This window comes from Demequina lutea (genome assembly GCF_013409005.1).
In the GTDB taxonomy this organism is placed as follows: domain Bacteria; phylum Actinomycetota; class Actinomycetes; order Actinomycetales; family Demequinaceae; genus Demequina; species Demequina lutea.
Window position 1 is genome coordinate 1,903,909 of sequence record NZ_JACBZO010000001.1, and the last position, 18,759, is coordinate 1,922,667.

The 18,759-nt window shown below is 67.2% G+C and carries 17 protein-coding genes; 4 read left to right on the top strand and 13 right to left on the bottom strand.

The genetic code is table 11. From position 1 onward, the window contains the following. The first annotated feature begins 107 nt into the window (after positions 1 to 107). The 4 genes from BKA03_RS09255 (at position 108) to BKA03_RS09270 (ending at position 7,260) form a co-directional block, all read left to right on the top strand. On the top strand, positions 108 to 4,550 hold the full coding sequence (locus BKA03_RS09255) for a DUF3418 domain-containing protein (RefSeq protein WP_062076136.1): 4,443 nt from the start codon (positions 108 to 110) through the stop codon (positions 4,548 to 4,550). A 114-nt stretch (positions 4,551 to 4,664) separates the two neighbouring features. Continuing rightward, positions 4,665 to 5,264, top strand: a complete 600-nt coding sequence (locus BKA03_RS09260; RefSeq protein ID WP_062076135.1) for a TetR/AcrR family transcriptional regulator — start codon at positions 4,665 to 4,667, stop codon at positions 5,262 to 5,264. Positions 5,265 to 5,407: 143 nt separating this feature from the next. Next, a complete protein-coding gene (locus tag BKA03_RS09265) occupies positions 5,408 to 6,550 on the top strand; it encodes an ABC transporter permease (RefSeq protein ID WP_062076134.1) in 1,143 nt (380 codons plus the stop codon). After that, the gene (locus BKA03_RS09270; protein ID WP_062076133.1) at positions 6,547 to 7,260 is read left to right on the top strand and encodes an ABC transporter ATP-binding protein; all 714 of its coding nucleotides are present in this window, start codon (positions 6,547 to 6,549) and stop codon (positions 7,258 to 7,260) included. Before BKA03_RS09265 ends, BKA03_RS09270 begins: the two co-directional genes overlap by 4 nt. Before the next feature lie 16 nt (positions 7,261 to 7,276). Here BKA03_RS09270 and BKA03_RS09275 read toward each other — a convergent pair whose 3' ends face one another. The 13 genes from BKA03_RS09275 to BKA03_RS09335 form a co-directional block, all read right to left on the bottom strand. Then, a complete protein-coding gene (locus BKA03_RS09275; protein ID WP_062076132.1) occupies positions 7,277 to 7,777 on the bottom strand; it encodes a GNAT family N-acetyltransferase in 501 nt (166 codons plus the stop codon). Positions 7,778 to 7,781: 4 nt separating this feature from the next. Continuing rightward, a complete protein-coding gene (locus tag BKA03_RS09280; RefSeq protein ID WP_062076131.1) occupies positions 7,782 to 8,699 on the bottom strand; it encodes an RluA family pseudouridine synthase in 918 nt (305 codons plus the stop codon). Continuing rightward, positions 8,696 to 9,220 (bottom strand): signal peptidase II, encoded by a 525-nt coding sequence (lspA, locus tag BKA03_RS09285; RefSeq protein WP_238579479.1) that lies wholly within the window; start codon positions 9,218 to 9,220, stop codon positions 8,696 to 8,698. The genes BKA03_RS09280 and lspA overlap by 4 nt, the downstream gene beginning before the upstream one ends. 2 nt (positions 9,221 to 9,222) lie before the next feature. Then, on the bottom strand, positions 9,223 to 9,675 hold the full coding sequence (locus BKA03_RS09290; RefSeq protein WP_062076130.1) for a TraR/DksA family transcriptional regulator: 453 nt from the start codon (positions 9,673 to 9,675) through the stop codon (positions 9,223 to 9,225). 106 nt (positions 9,676 to 9,781) lie between these two features. Further along, positions 9,782 to 10,933 (bottom strand): DivIVA domain-containing protein, encoded by a 1,152-nt coding sequence (locus BKA03_RS09295; protein WP_062076129.1) that lies wholly within the window; start codon positions 10,931 to 10,933, stop codon positions 9,782 to 9,784. Positions 10,934 to 11,045: 112 nt separating this feature from the next. After that, positions 11,046 to 11,345 (bottom strand): YggT family protein, encoded by a 300-nt coding sequence (locus BKA03_RS09300; protein ID WP_238579476.1) that lies wholly within the window; start codon positions 11,343 to 11,345, stop codon positions 11,046 to 11,048. Between the two features lie 48 nt (positions 11,346 to 11,393). Further along, positions 11,394 to 11,870, bottom strand: coding sequence for a cell division protein SepF (locus BKA03_RS09305; protein ID WP_062076128.1), 477 nt, complete (start codon positions 11,868 to 11,870; stop codon positions 11,394 to 11,396). A 163-nt stretch (positions 11,871 to 12,033) separates the two neighbouring features. Continuing rightward, positions 12,034 to 12,762, bottom strand: coding sequence for a purine nucleoside phosphorylase YfiH/LACC1 family protein (locus tag BKA03_RS09310; protein ID WP_083972069.1), 729 nt, complete (start codon positions 12,760 to 12,762; stop codon positions 12,034 to 12,036). Between the two features lie 2 nt (positions 12,763 to 12,764). Next, complete coding sequence (ftsZ, locus tag BKA03_RS09315) at positions 12,765 to 13,925, bottom strand: cell division protein FtsZ (protein WP_062076126.1); 1,161 nt, start codon at positions 13,923 to 13,925, stop codon at positions 12,765 to 12,767. Positions 13,926 to 14,048: 123 nt separating this feature from the next. Further along, entirely contained in the window at positions 14,049 to 14,777 is a 729-nt protein-coding gene (locus BKA03_RS09320; protein WP_062076125.1) for a cell division protein FtsQ/DivIB, read from the bottom strand. Between the two features lie 286 nt (positions 14,778 to 15,063). Next, the gene (gene murC / locus BKA03_RS09325; protein WP_062076124.1) at positions 15,064 to 16,428 is read right to left on the bottom strand and encodes a UDP-N-acetylmuramate--L-alanine ligase; all 1,365 of its coding nucleotides are present in this window, start codon (positions 16,426 to 16,428) and stop codon (positions 15,064 to 15,066) included. Next, positions 16,425 to 17,543 carry an undecaprenyldiphospho-muramoylpentapeptide beta-N-acetylglucosaminyltransferase gene (murG, locus tag BKA03_RS09330; protein ID WP_062076123.1) on the bottom strand — a complete coding sequence of 373 codons (1,119 nt, stop codon included), beginning with the start codon at positions 17,541 to 17,543 and terminating at the stop codon, positions 16,425 to 16,427. The genes murC and murG overlap by 4 nt, the downstream gene beginning before the upstream one ends. Continuing rightward, on the bottom strand, positions 17,536 to 18,759 hold the full coding sequence (locus BKA03_RS09335) for an FtsW/RodA/SpoVE family cell cycle protein (protein ID WP_062076122.1): 1,224 nt from the start codon (positions 18,757 to 18,759) through the stop codon (positions 17,536 to 17,538). The genes murG and BKA03_RS09335 overlap by 8 nt, the downstream gene beginning before the upstream one ends.

An 18,759-nucleotide genomic window follows, 5' to 3' on the forward strand; every position in this document is an offset into this window, starting at 1 on the left:
GTGTCGCCGGGCGCGTCGCGCCACGGTGTGTCAGGGACGGTGTGTCGGGGACGGTACGTCCGGTGCCCGCGCAAGAATGCCGACGCCGTGACCGCGACAATGGAGACATGACCTCCACACGCCGCGCGGGATCAACCGCGAGCAAGCGGCCCGAGGTCGACCGACAAAAGGCGGCCGCCGCGCGTGCCCTCGTCGCGCTTCCCCCGATCACTTTCCCCGAGGACCTGCCCGTTTCGGCTCGACGCGCGGACATCGCGGCCGCGATCCGGGACCACCAAGTGGTGATCGTCGCGGGAGAGACGGGATCCGGGAAGACGACCCAGATTCCCAAGATTGCTCTTGAATTGGGCAGGGGCCGCACCGGGCAAATAGGCCATACCCAGCCGCGACGAATAGCGGCGCGCTCAGTAGCGGAACGCATCGCGGAGGAGCTCGGCACCACCCTGGGCGACGTGGTCGGCTACCAGGTGCGATTCACTCAACAGTCCTCCGAACGCACTCTCGTCAAGGTCATGACCGACGGGATTTTGCTCGCCCAAATCCAGCACGATCCCGAGCTGCGTGCGTACGACACCCTGATCATCGACGAGGCCCACGAGCGCAGCCTCAACATCGACTTCCTCCTCGGCTACCTCACCAACCTGCTCCCCCGTCGCCCCGATCTCAAGATCATCATCACGTCCGCCACCATCGATTCGGAGCGCTTCGCGCGTCACTTTGCGCCCCGTGGGGTGCAAAGCAATCAGCACAGTGCGCCCCGTGGGGTGCAAAGCAATCAGCACAGTGCGCCCCGTGGGGTGCAAAGCAATCAGCACAGTGCGCCCCGTGGGGTGCAAAGCAATCAGCACAGCGCTCCGGGCGGGCCCATCGCCGACGGCGGTGCGGCGGCTGAAACCCAGCCCGTCGCGCCCGTCGTCGAGGTCACGGGCCGCACCTACCCCATCGAGGTGCGGTACCGACCCCTCGCGGGCCCAACCAAGGGCGAGGAGAGGGACCTCATGACGGGCATCGTCGAGGCTTGCGACGAGCTCATGCGCGAGGGTCACGGCGACATCCTCGTGTTCCTCTCTGGCGAACGCGAGATCCGCGACGCCGTGGAGGCCCTCGAGGGACACCTGGGCGCTCGCGTAAGGGACGCGCGCCACCCCCAGGCCGTCGAGTTGCTCCCCCTGTATTCCAGGCTCTCAGCGGCCGAGCAGCACCGCGTCTTCGCCTCGCATGCGGCCAGGCGCATCGTGCTCGCCACCAATGTCGCCGAGACCTCCCTCACGGTGCCAGGCGTCCATTACGTGGTCGACCCAGGCACCGCGCGCATCTCGCGCTACTCGAAGGCCACCAAGGTCCAGCGCCTCCCGATCGAGCCCATCTCCCAGGCGAGCGCTCGCCAACGCGCGGGTCGTGCGGGGCGCCTCGCGAATGGCATCGCGATCAGGCTCTACGCGGAGGACGACTTCGAGTCCAGGCCCGCATTCACCGAGCCCGAGATTTTGCGTACCTCGCTCGCCTCGGTGCTGCTGCACATGATCAGCGTGGGTGTGGTCTCTTCACCGGACGACGTCGCGTCCTTCCCCTTCGTCGAGTCGCCGGACATCAGGTCGATCCGTGACGGCCTCCAGCTGCTCACCGACCTCGGCGCCGTGACCACCGGCCGCGGGGGCAAGACCAGGCTTACCGAGGTGGGCCGCGCGCTCGCCCGGTTGCCCCTCGACCCCCGCCAGGCGCGGATGATCGTCGAGGGCGCGAAGCACTCGGTCGCCTACGAATGCGCGATTATCGCGGCCGCCCTCTCGATTCAGGACCCGCGTGAGCGCCCCTCGGAGAAGCGTGCGGAGGCCGATCTGCAGCACCGGCGCTTCTCCACCCCCAAGTCCGACCTGCTCGCGTACCTCAACCTGTGGGCGTATCTGCGCGAACAGCAGCGCGAGCTCTCCGGGAGCGCGTTCAGGCGGTTGTGCCGCTCCGAGTACCTGAACTACCTGAGGGTGCGCGAGTGGCAGGACCTCGTGCAGCAGTTGCGCGACGCCGCGAAGCCCGTCGGCATCACCATCAAGCCCCGCCGTCACGAGCGGGCCAGCAGCCCGGCCGATGCGGGGATTGGCGTTGCAGGGGCCAGCGGTGCAGGGGCCAGCGGTGCAGGGGCCGGCGGTGCAGGGGCCGGCAATGCGGGCGGCGCCCCTTCCTCACCCGCGCCCGCCACCAAGATGGAGCCCACGTTCACCCACTCGTGGAACGAGGACGCAATCCATCGCTCGGTGCTCGCGGGCCTGCTGACCCAAATCGGCATCCAGGACGTCTCCCCGCCCAAGGCTTCGAGCTTCTCGCACCTCAGGGGCGACGCTCGGGCATCGGCCATGCGCAAAGCCTCAAGGAGGGCGCCCAACGAGTTCCTGGGTGCGCGCGGCGCCAGATTCGCGATCCAGCCCAACTCCCCCCTAGCCAAGAAGCCGCCCGCTTTCGTGATGGCCGCGGAACTGGTCGAGACCAACAGGTTGTGGGCAAGGGACGTGGCCGAGATCGACCCCGCGTGGGCCGAGGAACTCGCGGGCAGCCTCGCCAAGCGCTCCTACTCCGAGCCGCACTGGTCAACGCGCCAGGGTGCCGCCATGGCTCAAGAACGGGTGACGCTTTACGGCGTCCCCCTGGTCGCCGACAGGGCCGTGTTGTGGGCCAAGGTCAACCCGGTTGAGGCGCGCGAGCTGTTCATCAGGAACGCCCTCATCGAGGGAGAGTGGACCACGCACCACGCCTTCTTCGCCGAGAACAGCCGCCTGCTGGATGAGGCCTCCGAGATCGAGGCGCGCTCGCGCACGCGAGGGCTCGTGGCCGACGAGGAGGCTCTGTTCGAGTTCTACGACGACAGGATCCCCGACGAGGTGGTGTCCGCCAGGCACTTCGACTCATGGTGGAAGGGCGCCAGGCGCGCCACCCCCGATCTGCTGACCTTTACGCAGGACCTGTTGCTGCCGGAGGCACCATCGTTCGACCCCGGGGCCTTTCCCGATGCCTGGCCGCATGGAGGCCTCACGCTGCCAGTCACGTACCAGTTCGCCCCGGGCAGCGATGCCGATGGCGTCACCGTCCACGTGCCCCTCGCGGTGCTCCCTCGCGTGAGCGAAGACGGCTTCGACTGGCTCGTGCCGGGGCTCCTCACCGAGCTCACGACGGCCACCATCAGGGCGCTGCCGAAGACCGTGCGCCGTCTCTTGGTGCCCGCCCCCGACGTGGCGAGGGACATCGTCGCGAGGATCGAGGCCCACGGCCCGTCTTGGGAGGACCGAGTGCGCTCACGTGGCGAGGCCGAGTCGTACAGGACCGAGTTCACGAGGGCCGCCCGCGACCTGCGCGCCGTCGACATCCCGGCCGATGCCTGGGCGGACGTGGACGAACGCCTCCCCTCGCACCTGCGCATCACCTTCCGGGTCACCGAGAACACCGACGGTCGCGAAGAGACGATCGAGGAATCGCGCAACCTTGCCCTCATTCAGCGAAACCTTGCGGCGCGGACCGCCCAGGCGGTGCGCAATGCCGTGTCTAGCAGCGCCGTGCGTAGTGCCCTTCCCGGCGCGGCGGCATCGGCCCCTGGGAGCGGAGCGCCGCCCAAGGGAGCGACCCCCGGTCCGCGGCCATCGGCACCCCCCATGGGCACGGGCGGAATCCACGAGCGCGAGTCCTTGACCACCTGGCCAACGGATCTCCCTTCGGGCGCCCTTCCCGAGGTGGTCGAGAGCGACATCGGCGGGGGCACCATCGCGCGCGGCTATCCCGGGCTCGTTGACGAGGGCGCGTCCGCCGCGCTCCGGATAGCGGCCGACGCACGAGTGCGGGACGCCCTCCACGCCGACGGGGTGCGACGCCTGCTCCTCACGGAGTGCGGCCTCGCGACCAAACGCGTCACTTCACGCTGGTCGGGCACGCAGTCGCTCGCCCTCGCCGCGTCGGGATACCGCAACACGGATTCGCTCGTGACCGATCTTCAACTTTCGGCGATCCGCTCGCTCACGCCCTCCGGCGGCGACACCGACGCCGGCGCTGTGCGCGACGCCGAGCGGTACGGGGCGCTGCGGGACACCGTCAGGGGTAAGCTCGAGGACGAGGTGTTGCGTCTCGCGGTCATCGCCGTCTCGGTCGCCGAGCAGGCACGGGCTCTCGACACCGACATCCGCTCGACCACGTCGATGGCGCTTCTCGCGACGCTTGCAGAGGCACGAGCCCTCGCCACGGACCTTGCGGGGGACGGCTTCCTGTCGCGCACCCCGCCGGAGCGCCTTCGGCACGTGCCGCGATACCTGAAGGCCGCCCGCCACCGGATTGAGAAGGCACAATCGGAGCCCGCGAGGGACGCGGAGCTGGCTTGGCGCGTGCGCGAGTTGGTCTCCGAACTCGATCGCGAACGGGCCGCCGTCGGCGCGAGCGGCCCCGATCTCGAGGCGACCACGCGCCTGGAGCGGGCGAGATGGATGATCGAGGAGTTCAGGGTGTCGCTGTTTGCGCAGCAACTGGGAACCGACGAGCCGGTGAGCGAGAAGCGTATCCGCGCCGTTCTCGGGTGACCCGCGGAGCCAGTCCGCGCCGCCTGGCGGCTCCCTCTCGTCGTGGGCCGCGCGGTAAGGTGGCCCGGTCCGGCGCCCCGCGCCGAGAATCACCACCCGCGAGAAGGGGAAGTCGTGCCGAAGATCGTGGAAGCGACGGTGGCCGAGCACAGGGCGGCCCGCCGCGCCGCCCTACTCGACGCCGCCGTCACCCTGCTGCACGAGCGCCCCGAAGAAATCCCCGGCCTCGCGGCGGTGGGCAAGCGCGCCGGCCTGTCCCGCTCGAGCGTCTATCACTACTTTTCTTCACGCGAGGACCTGCTGGCGCAGGTGGTCGAGCACACGTTCCCGCGATGGGAGCAGCGCTTTCAGGCCGCCTACGCCGCCGAGCCCACCTCCGCTGGACGCGTTCGCGCCTTCGTCAGGGAGAACATTGGCCTGGTTTCCGACGGAGAGCACGCCCTGGCGCGCACACTCGCCGCGATCGCGCCCGCCGAACACATGGGCCGCCACTCGGCCGACTTTCACCAACGCCTGGTCGAGCCGCTCACCGAGGCCCTCGCCGAGATAGGTAGCACCGACGCCGAGCTCACGGCCCAACTCGTCAACGCTCTCGTACACTCCGGCGCCCGCCAGGTGGAATCGGGCGCCGACGCCCACGCGGTGATGGCGGGCATCCTGGAGATTCTGGACCCATACCTCGCCGCCCGCGGCGACACCGCCTCCTCAATCTGACGACGACGCACCGGCGCGGTTCCGCGACGACTCACATGCCCGACAGCGTCGAACTTGCCCTTATCGGTTTACCGACATATAGTCGCTAACGTTATCGACACCGAGTCGATAACATCGCCCATGTCAAAGCCCGAAGGAGCCCCATGTTCCTCGCCCTGCGCTCGCTGGGTTTCCAGCGCGGCCGATTCGTCCTCATCGGCCTGGTGATCAGCCTCCTTGCGCTGCTCACCGTCATGCTTTCCGGTCTGTCTACCGGCCTGGTGAATGATGGCGTCTCCGGCCTCAAGCGCCTGCCCGCCACCGCGTTTGCCTTCGCGGCGGGAACCAAGACCGACAACGCGTTCATGCGCTCGGTCGTCGACGACTCCCAACGCGCCACGTGGGCGGCACAACCAGGAATCTCCGACGCCGAACTCTTCGGGGTGTCGATCGTGAACACCCACACCGCAGGTGGTGCCGCGCTGGACGTCACGCTCTTCGGCGTCGGCCCCGCGTCCTTCCTGGCTCCCGAGATCGGCAGCGGCGCGAAGCTCGGGCCGACCGACGGCATCGTCCTGTCAGCCACGGCCCGCGACCGCGGAGTCGCCCTGGGCGACGTGATCACCCTCGATCGGGTCGGCACCCAACTGCGGGTGATCGGGTTCACGACCGGCCAGGACACCTTCGGCCACGTCGACGTCGGCTACGTCCCACTCGCGACCTGGCAATACCTCTCCACGGGCCGCTCCGCCGCGGGCGCGCCCACCACCGCGGACGTCGCGAACGCCGCTCACGACACCGCGAGCGCCATCGCATTGCGCGCCAGGCCGGGTGCGGGATGGGACGCCACGCGAGGCGACGCCGCGGCCGGAACCACCACACGGTCCCTCACCGACTCGTTCGGAGCCTCGCCGGGATATACCGCCGAGACGACGACGATCACGCTCATCCAGGCGTTCCTCTACGTGATCGTCGCGCTCGTCATCGGCGCATTCTTCACCGTGTGGACGGTGCAGCGATCCCACGAACTCGCGGTGCTGCGGGCGGTCGGCGCCTCGTCCGGCTTCCTGCTCCGCGATAGCCTTATCCAGGCCGCCGCGCTGCTGCTTACCTTCACCGGCGTCGGCGTCGGCGCGGGACTCTTTCTCGCCGCAATCATGCCCAGCGCGGTGCCCTTCGCCATCGAGGCGTCGCCCGTGGCCGCCGCCAGCGCCGTGATGGTCACTCTTGGACTCGCCGGTGCGGCACTCGCCGTGATCCGCATCGTGCGCATCGACCCCCTCACGGCCCTCGGAGGACAGCGATGACCACACACGACGCCACCAGCACCACCACAGCGGGCATTTCCATGACGGGCGTCACCCTCGAACTCGGGGACGGCGACCGCACCGTGCGTGCGCTCGACTCCGTCGACCTTCGCGTGGGCGCGGGCGAGTTCTTGGCGATCGTCGGCCCCTCGGGAGCCGGCAAGTCCAGCCTGCTCGCCATCGCCGGCGCGCTCGCCGCCCCCACGTCCGGTTCCGTGCGCGTGCACGGCCAAGATCTGGCCTCGCTGTCACGCCGGGCGCAGGCACGGTTTCGCCTGCACGAGATCGGCTTCGTGTTCCAGAGCGGCAACCTGGTGCCCGCCCTCACGGTCGCCGACCAACTGAGGCTTGTCCACCGCCTTGCCGGCGGACGCACCTTCGATCCGACGAGCCTGCTTGAGCAGGTCGGCATGGCGCACAAGGCGAACCGAAGGCCCCACGAACTCTCGGGCGGTGAGCGACAGCGAGTCGGCATCGCGCGGGCCTTGGTCAACTCCCCTTCGCTGCTGCTCGTGGACGAGCCAACTTCGTCGCTCGACCGCCAACGCAGTCAGGACATCGTGGGCCTCCTGAGTGAGGAGACACATCTCTCGAGCGTCGCGACAGTCATGGTCACCCACGACCACGACGTGCTGCACCACTGTGACAGGGTCCTCACCATGGAGGACGGGCGGCTCGATCCCGAGAGCCCGATCGTCACGGCCCGATGACGGGGCGAGACTCTCGCTAGCGAGGCACCACGATCTTGAAGGCGTCGTGATGTGGGATGCCCTCATCGAGGTAGCCGTCGCCGAACGTCGTGTAACCGAGCTTCTTGTAGAACGCAAGCGCGTGGTCCTGGGCGCTGAGTTCGACCCTGATGCGCCTCCCCTCACCGAACAGCGCAAGCGCCTGCCGCTCGAGTTCGATCATGAGCGCCTTGCCCGCTCCGGCGCCTCTGGCACTCGACAGGACCGCCAAGCGACCGATGTGGGGGTGGGAGGGATCCATGTTGCCGAAGCCCACCGCAGCACCGTGTGCCGCATCGGAATGCGGTGCCACGAGGCGCCCCGTGCCAAGCACCTCGCCTTCGTCGCTGTACGCGAGTACGTGAAGCGTCCGCGGATCAATATCAATCCCGTCTCGCTCGGCGTCGGGGCTTACTCCTTGCTCGCCGACAAAGACGGCGAACCGCACGGCCAACGCCTCGGCGAACTCCTCGGGGGTGGTGATGGAAATCACGCGCATCGTTCTAACCTCTCAACTTCCCCAGGGCGTGCGCAAGATCATCGGGGTACTCGGTCGTCACCCTCACTTCTCCGTGACGCGTCGGGTGCTCGAAGGCGAGCTCCTTCGCGTGGAGCCACTGGCGCTTGAGTCCCAGTCTCTGGGCCATGACCGGGTCGCCGCCATAAGTGATGTCACCCGCGAGCGGGTGCTTGATGGCGGCCATGTGGACACGAATCTGGTGGGTGCGGCCCGTTTCGAGGTGGACCTCGACGAGTGTCGCACCGGGGAACATCTCGAGGACCTTGTAGTGAGTGATCGAATCCCGCCCACCTTCGACCACGGCGAATTTGTAGTCAGCGGTGGGGTGGCGCCCGATCGGAGCGTCGATCGTTCCCTGAGTCGGCTCCACGTGGCCTTGAGCAACCGCGTGGTACACCTTCTCAACGGTGCGTTCCTTGAAGGCGTGCTTGAGCGCCGAATACGCCGGCGCGGTCTTGGCGACAACCATGAGGCCCGAGGTCCCCACGTCGAGCCGGTGCACAATCCCTTGGCGCTCCGCGGCGCCCACTGGAGCGAGCGTGATCCCCGCCGAGGCAAGCGCTCCCGTGACTGTGGGCCCCTCCCATCCGGGAGAGGGGTGCGCCGCCACGCCAACTGGCTTATCGATGACGATGATGTCTTCGTCCTCATAGACGGCCACCAGGCCGCCGGGAATCGACGGCTCGGGGACCGCACCGCGCTCGTTGGGCAGGTCTACCGCGAGAACGCCGTCGGCCAAAAGGTCCGACTTGCCGAGCGTGTTGCCGTTGAGGCTCACTCCCCCGGCCTCAACAATGTCGGCCGCCTTGGAGCGGCTCAGGCCAAGCATTCGCGCGAGCGCGACATCGGCGCGCTGGCCTACGAGTGCGTCAGGAACTGGAAGGTAGCGAGTGTCACTCACGAGGAGGCATCTTCGAAGGCGTCCGCCTTCCCCTTCGACGAAGACGGACCTTCCGGGAGAGGCATCAACGGTTTGCGTCCCAGCATGCTCATCACCATAAATGTCACGGCCGAGCCAACGATCGCCATGTCAGCCACATTGCCGACGAAAAAGTTGTGATAGTTGATCATGTCGACCACGTGCCCGCGCCCAAATCCCGGCGCCCGGAAGAGCCTGTCAAGGAGGTTGCCTAGGGCCCCGCCCAAGGCGATCCCAAAGAGTCCGACCGACCACCACGTCCGCGCCCGTCGGGCGTAGTAGGCGATTCCGACGGTGACAACGGCGGCCACCACCGTGAGCACCCACGTGTAGTTCTCGCCCAGCGAGAACGCGGCGCCCGAGTTGAAGACCAGCTGGAACGAAATCACGCCGTCAATGACGTGGTGACGCACTCCGGGTGTGAGAGAACTCAGCGCCCACTGCTTGGTGAAGACATCGAGGGCGACTACGAGGACCGCGGCCAGCCACACGGCCGGCCGCACGGTCAACGGCGCTCCTCGCGCTGCTTGCAAGCGACGCAGTGGGTGGCGCGCGGGAACGCCTGCAGGCGCGCCTTGCCGATGCCCTGAGAACACGAGATGCACGCGCCGAAGGCGTGGTTCTGGATGCGCCGCAACGCGTCTACAGACTCCTCAAGCATTTCGCGGGTGTTGTTGACGATCGACATCTCCTGCTCGCGCTCGAGTGCGGTCGAGCCGGCGTCGGCTTGGTCATCGCCCGAGCCCTCGGAGGTGTGAAGAAGGTCATCGAGGTCAACCTCGTTGGCACGGAACTCGACAAGCAGTCGCTCGACGTCGGCATTGAGGGTCACGACAATGTCGCGAAGCTCGCCTATCTTCCACGGCTCGTCTCCGTCGCGTACTGCGACAGCCTTGGCATCGGCCGCCTTCAAGTCCGCGGGGTCCACCTTAACGATGGGAACGTCTGTGCTCGTCATGAGGTCCTCACTTGGGTAACGGAGCGAGAGTAGTCGCACTCTCGAGTAAAGGCAACGCGCCGCGCTGGGACAACAGTCCCAAGCCCGGCGCGTTGCGGTGACGCTGTTAGAAGTTCCAGCGAGGTGCTTCCTCTTCTGGGTCCGCCTCTGCTGGTGCGGCTGGCGTCGAGGAGCCGTCGGCTGGAATCTCCGCCGCCTTGGGCGTCGCCGAGGGCGCAAACGGGTTGGCGTCCTTAAACGGCGAGGCAAAAGGGCTCGCGGACTGAGGCATCCCGGGGAAGGGTGGCAACTCTTCGGCGAACGACGGAACCGGTACGGCTTCGCTCACGTGAAAGCCCTGAGCACGGATTTCCGGCTCGGCCGTCGGCGCGAAAGGTTCCGGCGCGGCAACAGCGCCGACCGATGGCTGCGGCTCGGCGCTGAGGTCCACCCCGGGCACCGCGACGGGCTCTTTGGGAGCCACGGGCTGCTCGGCCGCGAACCCGCCGCCGAAGAGCGGTGGTTCTGGGGTCATGGACGGAGCATCGTCACCGGGCGCATCGTCACCGGGCGCATCGTCACCGGGCGCATCGTCACCGGGCGCACCGACACCGGGCGCACCGACACCGGGCGCACCGACACCGGGCGCACCGACACCGGGCGCACCGACACCGGGCGCACCGACTCCCGGCGCACCGACACCGCCTCGTGCAGAATTGTGCTCGAGATCTCCCAGGAGGTTCTCGAGGTAGTTGCGCAGGTGACCCCGGTAGTCCCGCTCGAACCGCCTGAGGTCGTCGATGCGCCGCTCAAGGTCCGCTCGCTCGGAATCGAGCGACTGCATCCGCACACGCGCGTCGGTCGCCGCCTGCTCGACAATTGACTCGGCCTTGGACTTGCCCTCGTCGATGATGCGGTCTCGCTCAGCCTCGCCCGCCTGGACATAGTCGTCATGGAGCTTCTGCGCCATAGACAACATCGTGGTGGCCGACGGCGGGTTCGGGTCGGTGGCCGCAGCGAGGAGGTCGGCGGAGGCGGATGACACGCCGCCCGGCCGCTCGGCTGCTGGGGCCGGCGCGGCGGCTGCGGCAACTGGTGCACCGCCCGCCTGATACTGCGACAGGCGCGCCTGCAACTCGTCGCGCTCGGCGGTGAGCGCGGAGATGGCGTTCGCGACCTCATCGAGGAAGTCGTCGACCTCGTCCTGATCAAAACCTTCGCGGTACTTCGTCTTGGAGAACGCCTTGTTCAGAACGTCCTCAGCGGTGAGCAACGCCATGCGTCATCCCTCCTCGCGTCGCGGAACGCGCAGCGCGCGTGCCTCGTGTGCAGTGGTCACGTATTCCCCCTACGTATCGGCGGGGGCTTGAGTTCCTCACGCGCGTAGCCACCTAACCAATCTGTGTCTTCAGCGCCGTCAGGAGCTGTTGAAGCGCCATCACCGCGATAAAGACGATGAGAAACGCCACGTCCAATCGGATCGCGCCGATGCTAATCGGAGGAATAACTCTCCGCAACGGCTTGATTAGCGGGTCGGTCACGGTGTACACCGATTCGACCAACAGCGCTGGCACTCCAGCCGGGCGCCAGTCGTGCGCGAAGGAGAGCACGAAAGACAGAACAATCCGTGCGATCAGCATGATCCAGACGATCCACAGCACGAAAAGGGCGAGATCAATTGCGAAGGGCACCGAACTAGGCTACCTGAGGTACCGCGGAACTTATCCCTCGAACGCCGATTAGCCTGTGAAGAAACCGTCGCGTGCGGGCGCCTGCTCCGTGTCCACGGCAATCTCGACGTGGGCTGGCGACAACAGGAAGACCGCCGTCGTGACCCGCTCAAGGGATCCGCGAAGACCAAACGCCAGGCCCGCCGAGAAGTCGACGAGACGCTTCGCATCGCCCTCAGCCATCTCGGTAAGGTTCATGATGACCGGAACACCCTGTCGGAAGGCCTCGCCAATGAGTCTGGCGTCGTTGTAGGTGCGCGGCTTGATCGTCTGAATACGACGGAGGTCGCCTGGCTCGCTCGCGCGCGGACGGTGCTGCCGCACCGCGTCGGTGCGCGGCCGCGAGTCGCGGTGCTCGCGCACGGCCGCGACGTCGTGCAGGTTCGTCACCGGCGCCAGCTCTTCGTCGGCGTAGTAGTCGTCGTAGTCGTCTCTATCGGCGACATCGAAGCCGAAGTACTGCATCGCCTTGCGCATGGCGCTCATGTTAATGCTCCGCTCTCACACTTGGATCTTGCTTCCACCACGGTAAGCGCGGCACTGCGGGGCCGCGATGATCGACACGCCGTGGCCTCAATGCCGCGTGGTCGCGATGATCGACACGCCGCGGTCTCGATGCCGCGGTCTCGATGCCGCGGTCTCGACGTCGTCACGTTCTCGCCTCGCACAACACCACACCCGCCTGCCGTCCCGTCACCTTGTCACGGCGATACGAGAAGAGGTTCGAGTCCTCGAAAGTGCAGTAGCGGTGCCTGAAGACGTTCGTCATGCCGAGTTCGGCGAGCCGCTCGGCCACGGCACCGGGCAGGTCGAGAGCCGGGCTGCCCCAGCTCGTTGTGGCGGCGGCCGTGGGGTGGAACTTGGTGACGCCGGCCCGCAGCTCACCCGATACCTCGTAGCAGTGGCCACAAATGGCGGGTCCGATGCTCGCGGTGATCATCTCCTCGTGGCGCCAACCGCGGCGAAGATCAATGAGAGCGGCAACGGCCGTGTCGACGATGCCCCTGCGAAGGCCCTCGCGACCGATGTGCACGGCGGCGACCGCACCCGACAGACCGTCGTGGATCAAGAGCGGTACGCAGTCGGCCGCGAGGGTAGCGAGAGCCAGTCCTGGAACGGTCGTGATGAGCGCGTCGGCCTCGGGCGGCTCCCGTCCATCCAGGTAGTCGTCACCAAGCACGGCCACCTTCGTCCCGTGCTGCGGCCGCATGAACACGACCGTGCCGCCCGCGCGCTCTTCCACGACCTTGCGGTTGGCGGCAACAGCGGAGGGGTCGTCACCAACGTGTTCTGCCAGGTTGAGCTGGTCAAACGGCTTGGCGCTGACTCCCCCGTATCGATCCGTGAAGAATGCCCTGACTGGTAGTCGGGCATCCATCACTACTTCAGAAACTCCGGAACATCGAGCGCGTCTTCGTCCACCCACCGAGGACGCACGTCGATCGCGGCCGTGTGCGCCTCGGGCTCCCGCACCTGAACCGGCGCCACATCGTCCTCCACGGGGGCGTCGATGGGCTCCAGCACGGCGGTCGACGGCGTGGGAACCGCTGCCGGCACCGTGCCCAGCGCCCCAAGGTGGCGGCGAATCGGCGGAGCGCCACCATCGAAGCCTGCGGCGATGACGGTGATACGGAGTTCGTCACCCAAGGCATCGTCGATGACGGTCCCGAAGATGATGTTGGCCTCGGGGTGAGCAGCCTCGCGCACCAGGCGCGCGGCGACCTCGACCTCCTTGATGCCGAGGTTTGATCCGCCCGCGATGCTGAGCAGCACGCCGTGTGCGCCCTCGATCGAGGCCTCGAGAAGCGGCGAGGAGATGGCGCCCTCTGCAGCAGTGAGCGCCCTGTTTTCGCCACGCGCGCTCGACACACCCATGAGTGCCGTACCAGCACCCTTCATGACGGACTTCACGTCGTTGAAGTCGACGTTGATGAGGCCTGGGGTGGTGATGAGGTCGGTGATGCCCTGAACGCCGCCCTGCAGGACCTGATCGGCGGCGGCGAAGGCTCCCAGGACGGACAGGCTCGCGTCGTCGATGTCGAGAAGCCTGTCGTTGGGGATAACGATGAGGGTGTCAACCTCTTCGCGCAAGCGCTCGATGCCGGAATCGGCCTGATCGGAACGACGACGGCCCTCGAAGCTAAACGGGCGCGTCACCACACCGACGGTGAGCGCGCCGAGGCCGCGAGCTATGCGCGCCACCACGGGTGCGCCCCCGGTGCCCGTGCCGCCGCCCTCTCCCGCCGTGACGAAGACCATGTCGGCACCGCGAAGGGCCTCGGCCACCTCGTCCTCGTGATCCTCGGCGGCCTTGCGCCCGACCTCGGGATCGGCTCCTGCGCCCAGACCGCGAGTCAGTTCCCTGCCGATGTCGAGCTTGACGTCGGCATCGGACATGAGCAACGCCTGAGCGTCGGTGTTGATCGCGATGAACTCGGCGCCCTTAAGGCCCACCTCGATCATGCGATTGACGGCGTTGACTCCGCCGCCGCCGACGCCGACGACCTTGATCGCCGTAATGTAGTTCTGCGGTGCGGCCATGGCCTTCCCTTCAACATTAACGTTCAACTTGAGGGTCAGAGTTATGTCAAGTTGACCTGTGTAGACGGTACGTGGAGTGACGGTCGAACCTGCGGACGTGCGCTCGCGTGTCGCGCGACTTCGCTAACCTGCGGCCCGTGTGATGGGCAGCGTTGGCGCGGAAACATCGATCACACCCGCGGTCGCCGCAGAGGGCGAGGCGAGCATCACCTCGAGCACTTGAGCCTTCAACGCCGAGTCACCCGAACTCCCCCACTCGACATGTGGCCCGCCCTTCAAGTCGAATGACACCGTGTCCTCGGTCTGGGCGCCGATGCCACTCACCTTCCCCAGAAGGTCGGCCGGCAGGTTGCGAATTACTTCGAGGACCGCCGCAAGGACGCGGTTGTCACCCACGGGAACGGTCACGAGGGGCAGGTCCGCCGGCGCCTGATCCGCGAGACCCACCTGAATCGCGTCGGCATCGAGAAGAGCGAAGCCCGTGCCACTAGCGATTGCCGCCACCGGGTGACGTGCCACGAGAGTGACGCGCAGTCCCGCGGGCCACACCCGTTCGACCTTCGCATCGAGCACACCCTTGATGTCGCGCAACTGATCCGCGACGTGCGGAACATTGAGCAACGCAAGGGATTCGCCGTCGTGGGACGCAAGAACGCCGGTGACCGCGGTCGCGTCGATCTCGTTTGACATCCCCGAAAGCTCAACCTTGGCGGGATCAAGAGCAAAGAGCGGCGACATGAAGAATGCCCAGAGCGCACCCGCGGCAACCGCGACCACCGCGGCCCAACGCCCGAATCGCGCGAGCGCACGCCTTCTCTCGGTGCGCTTGCGCTCCGCCAAACGCTCGCTCATCCGATGAGTGACGGTATCGATCGGCGCACTCTTGGGGTCGACGCGGGTCCATGTCGATGCGGCGGGCGAGTGGGCCTCTCGAGGCGAGACGGGCCGCTCGTTGCGGGGCTCTTCGATATCGCGACGCGACCGGGTCTCTACCTGTCCCGTCGAGCGACGCCTTGGGGCTTCCCTCCGCGGCAGCTGACCACCGCCGACGTCGGGCTTGGGTGCGCGACCGCGTGCGGAGGGGCGAGCCGCTTCGGGTTCCCGCTTTTGCGAATTGCCCACGCTTGGGGGCCTGCGTTCAGCCACGGCGTGCCTCCAAGGCCGATACGATCCACCCGGCCGCCTCGGTGACGGTGCCTGACCCGATCGTCATGATCGTGTCCCCCGGACGCGCCGCGGCAGCCGCCCTGCTCGCCGCATCCGCAAGGTCGTCCGCGAGTTCAAGTGTGGTGCCGAAACCCAGCGTCACGGCGTCGGCGATGAGCTGCGACGATACCCCCGGGATAGGGTCTTCGCGATCCCCATGAACCGGGGCCAGGATGAGTGCCGCGTCGTCAATCGACAGCGCCCTGCCGAACTCAGCACCGAGCGCTTGGGTTCGGGTGAACAACGCGGGTTGGAAGAGCACGACAAGACGTCCGGCGCCGGCGGACCGCGCGGCGGCCAGCACCGCGGCCACCTCTGTGGGGTGGTGTGCGTAGTCGTCAATCACACGCACTCCATCCACCTCGCCGCGCAACTCGAAGCGCCGGCCGGTGCCCGCGAAGGACGCGATCGCCGCGGCCGCACGGCCAGGCTCGACGCCAAGTTCAACGACAGCGGCCCACGCGGCCGCCGCGTTCAGCCTCTGGTGGGCGCCCGGAATGGGAACCATCAATGGCACCGAGACATCACCCCACGTCACAGAGTCGACGTCGACCTGGACATCGGCAAGCTTGGCCGGGGTGCGTAGCGACGATGCTGCGTAACGAATCACTCGCGAGCCCGCCGCCTCGGCGGCGTCCGCCACTCGCGCGGATCCGGCGTCGTCGGCGCACGCAATCACCACGGGTGCCTTGGAGGCGAAGTCGACGAACGCCCTCTCGACCGCCTCGAACGATCCGTAGAAGTCCAGGTGATCGGACTCAACGTTGAGGACGATCGCGATGGCGGTGTCGTAGCGCATGAAGGAGCCGTCGGACTCATCGGCCTCAACAACGGCCTCCATCGCGGACCCTCCGTATCCACCCGCAACGGCGCCCTCCACGCCGTACACACGGGCGCCGACCGCATAGCTCGCGTCGACTCCGCAGGTGTGCAACACGTGGGCAACGAGCGCCGACGTCGTGGTTTTCCCGTGGGATCCCGCAACGGAAACCAATCGCTTGCCCGCGAGGGCCCACGCGAGGGCCTCCGAGCGATGCCACACGTCGATCCCAAGGCTCCTGGCCCGCTCTAGTTCGGGATTCGACTCGCGCACCGCGGTAGAAATAACGACCACGTCGGCGCCCACGACCAGATCGGGATCGTGGCCCACGCGGACGTCGACGCCGGCGGCTTCGAGGGCAGAAAAGTACGCGCTGCGCTTCTTGTCGGTGCCGGTGACAGTCACTCCACGCGCGGCGACAAGGCGCGCGACGGCGGACATTCCCGAGCCACCCACTCCAATGAAATGAAACCTCATGCCTTCACCACACGTTCGACAATATTCGCGAGCCTCGCGGCGCCGTCGACGATGCCCACGGTCGCGGCGGCCGCTCGCGCCGCCTCCTGAGTCGTGGCGTCGAGAACGAGCGGTTCCGCGGCCAATTCAAGAGAGGTGGCATTGAGATCGCCGTCACGAATCAGCGTGGCTGCTCCCGCCTCGACTGCTCCCTTGGCATTGAGCGCCTGCTCGCCGTTGCCATGCGGCAAGGGCACATACACCGCGGGAAGTCCCAGCGCGGAAATCTCGCACACCGTGCCCGCGCCCGCGCGACACACGACCGCATCGGCGGCGGCAAACGCCGTCTCCATGTCGTGCACATACTCCCGTATGACGTACATGTCGCGGTGCCTGGCAGCCAGATTGCCGCGAGCGCGCTCGGCGCCTTCGGACTTGCCCCTGCCGGTGAGGTGGATCACGTGAACCCCGTGCTGTACCAAGTGTTCGATCGCCCCCGCCGTGGCCGCGTTGAGGTTGGCCGCACCCGTGGAGCCTCCGGTGATGAGCAAGGTGGGAGCATCCGCGTCCCAACCCCAGGACTCGCGCGCTCGCGCTCGAAGTTCGGTTCTCGTCCGGCCGTCGGAGAGCCTCCCCGCGAGCTCCGTGATTGCCAGACGCATCGGAAGGCCCGTGACCTCCGCTCCGCGCAAGGGCGTTCCCTCGAAGGTCACCGCGACCGCGGCGGCCCAGCGCGCACCGAGCCTGTTCGCGATCCCGGGTGAGACGTTGCCCTCATGCACCACGATCGGCACCTTGCGCCGGCGCGCGGCGAGGTAGGCAGGGGTCGAGACGTAGCCGCCGAAGCCCACGACTGCCTGAGCCTCGATCGCGTCAATCGCGCGAGTGCCTGCGCGAACCGCCGAGCCCAATCGCGAGGGAAGCTTCAGCAAATCGAGCGATGGCCTGCGGGGCAAGGGCACCTTGGGGACCACGTAGAAGTCGATCCCTGCCCGAGCAACCAACTCCGCCTCGAGGCCCTCGGCCGTGCCCAGGGCCGCGACGTCGTGGCCCCTCGACAAGAGTTCCTCGGCGGTCGCGAGCAGCGGATTGGCGTGACCTGCAGTGCCGCCGCCTGCGAGCAGGATCCTAGCCACGGTTCCCCCTCAACACGCGCCCCCTTGCCATCACTGCGATCGAGCGCCGCATGACCGACGGTCGAGCGGAGAATGCCTGTTTCGCACCGGGTTCGGAGCGCGCGAAAGCCATCAGTGCCCCGATCGCGGCTAGCGAGGCGACGAGGGACGAACCCCCGGAAGATACAAGCGGCAGCGGAATGCCGGTGACCGGCAGGAGTTCGAGTACGACCGCAATGTTGACGAAGGCCTGACCAATGAGCCAGGCGCCGATGGCGGCGGAAGCTATTTGCGCGAAGGTGTCCTTGTGGCGGCGCACGATGCGGCTTACGGCGATCAGCATCATCGTGAACGCCACCAGCACCAGCAGGGTGCCGATGAGCCCGAACTCCTCGCCGAGGATCGCAAAGATGAAGTCGTTGTCGGCCGCGGGAAGGTATCCCCACTTCTCCCGACTCATCCCGGGGCCCACACCCCACAGCCCGCCCGAGGCAAGCGCCCACGTGCCGTGCGTCTGCTGATAGCAAGCGGCGGTGGGATCGCAATTGGGTGAAGCCCACGTCAGGATGCGCGCCACCCTCGAACTGGCGGCGAAGACCAGCACCGTCATCGCGGCCGCCGCGGCAACGCCTCCTACCGCGAAGAAGCGGAAAGGGAGGCCCGCAACCCAGAACGCCGCGGCAACGAGCATCGCCAGGATAATCGCGGTTCCCATGTCCTTGCCCGCCAGCACCAGTCCAAGGACTACCAACGCGGCGACCCCACCCGGAACCATGATTCGCTTGAACGTGGTGAGGTGTTTCCTGAAGGTTGAGAGGACGATTCCAAGGTAGAGCGCGAGCCCCAACTTGGCCATCTCGGAGGGCTGCACGGTCACGGGGCCAAGCTTGACCCAGTTGCGGTTACCTCCGATTGCCAAACCGGAAGTCATCACGATGACGAGCAGCCCAATCGCTCCATAGAACACCCATGGAGTCACACGCTTCCACCCGGCGACCGACAGGCGCGAGCCGACGACGAGTGCGCCGAGGCCTGCCGCTAGCGCCGCAAGCTGGATGAGAAAGAGCGCCCATGGATTGCCGTTTTGTTGACGGATGGACGCGATCGAAGAACTCGACAACACCACTGCTAGGCCGAGCAGAAGGAGTATCGACGTCGAGGCAACCAGCAAGTAGTAACTCATGGCCGGGGAGGACCAGAGGTTCGCGCGTACGACGCGATTCGGCTCAGCCGTCAC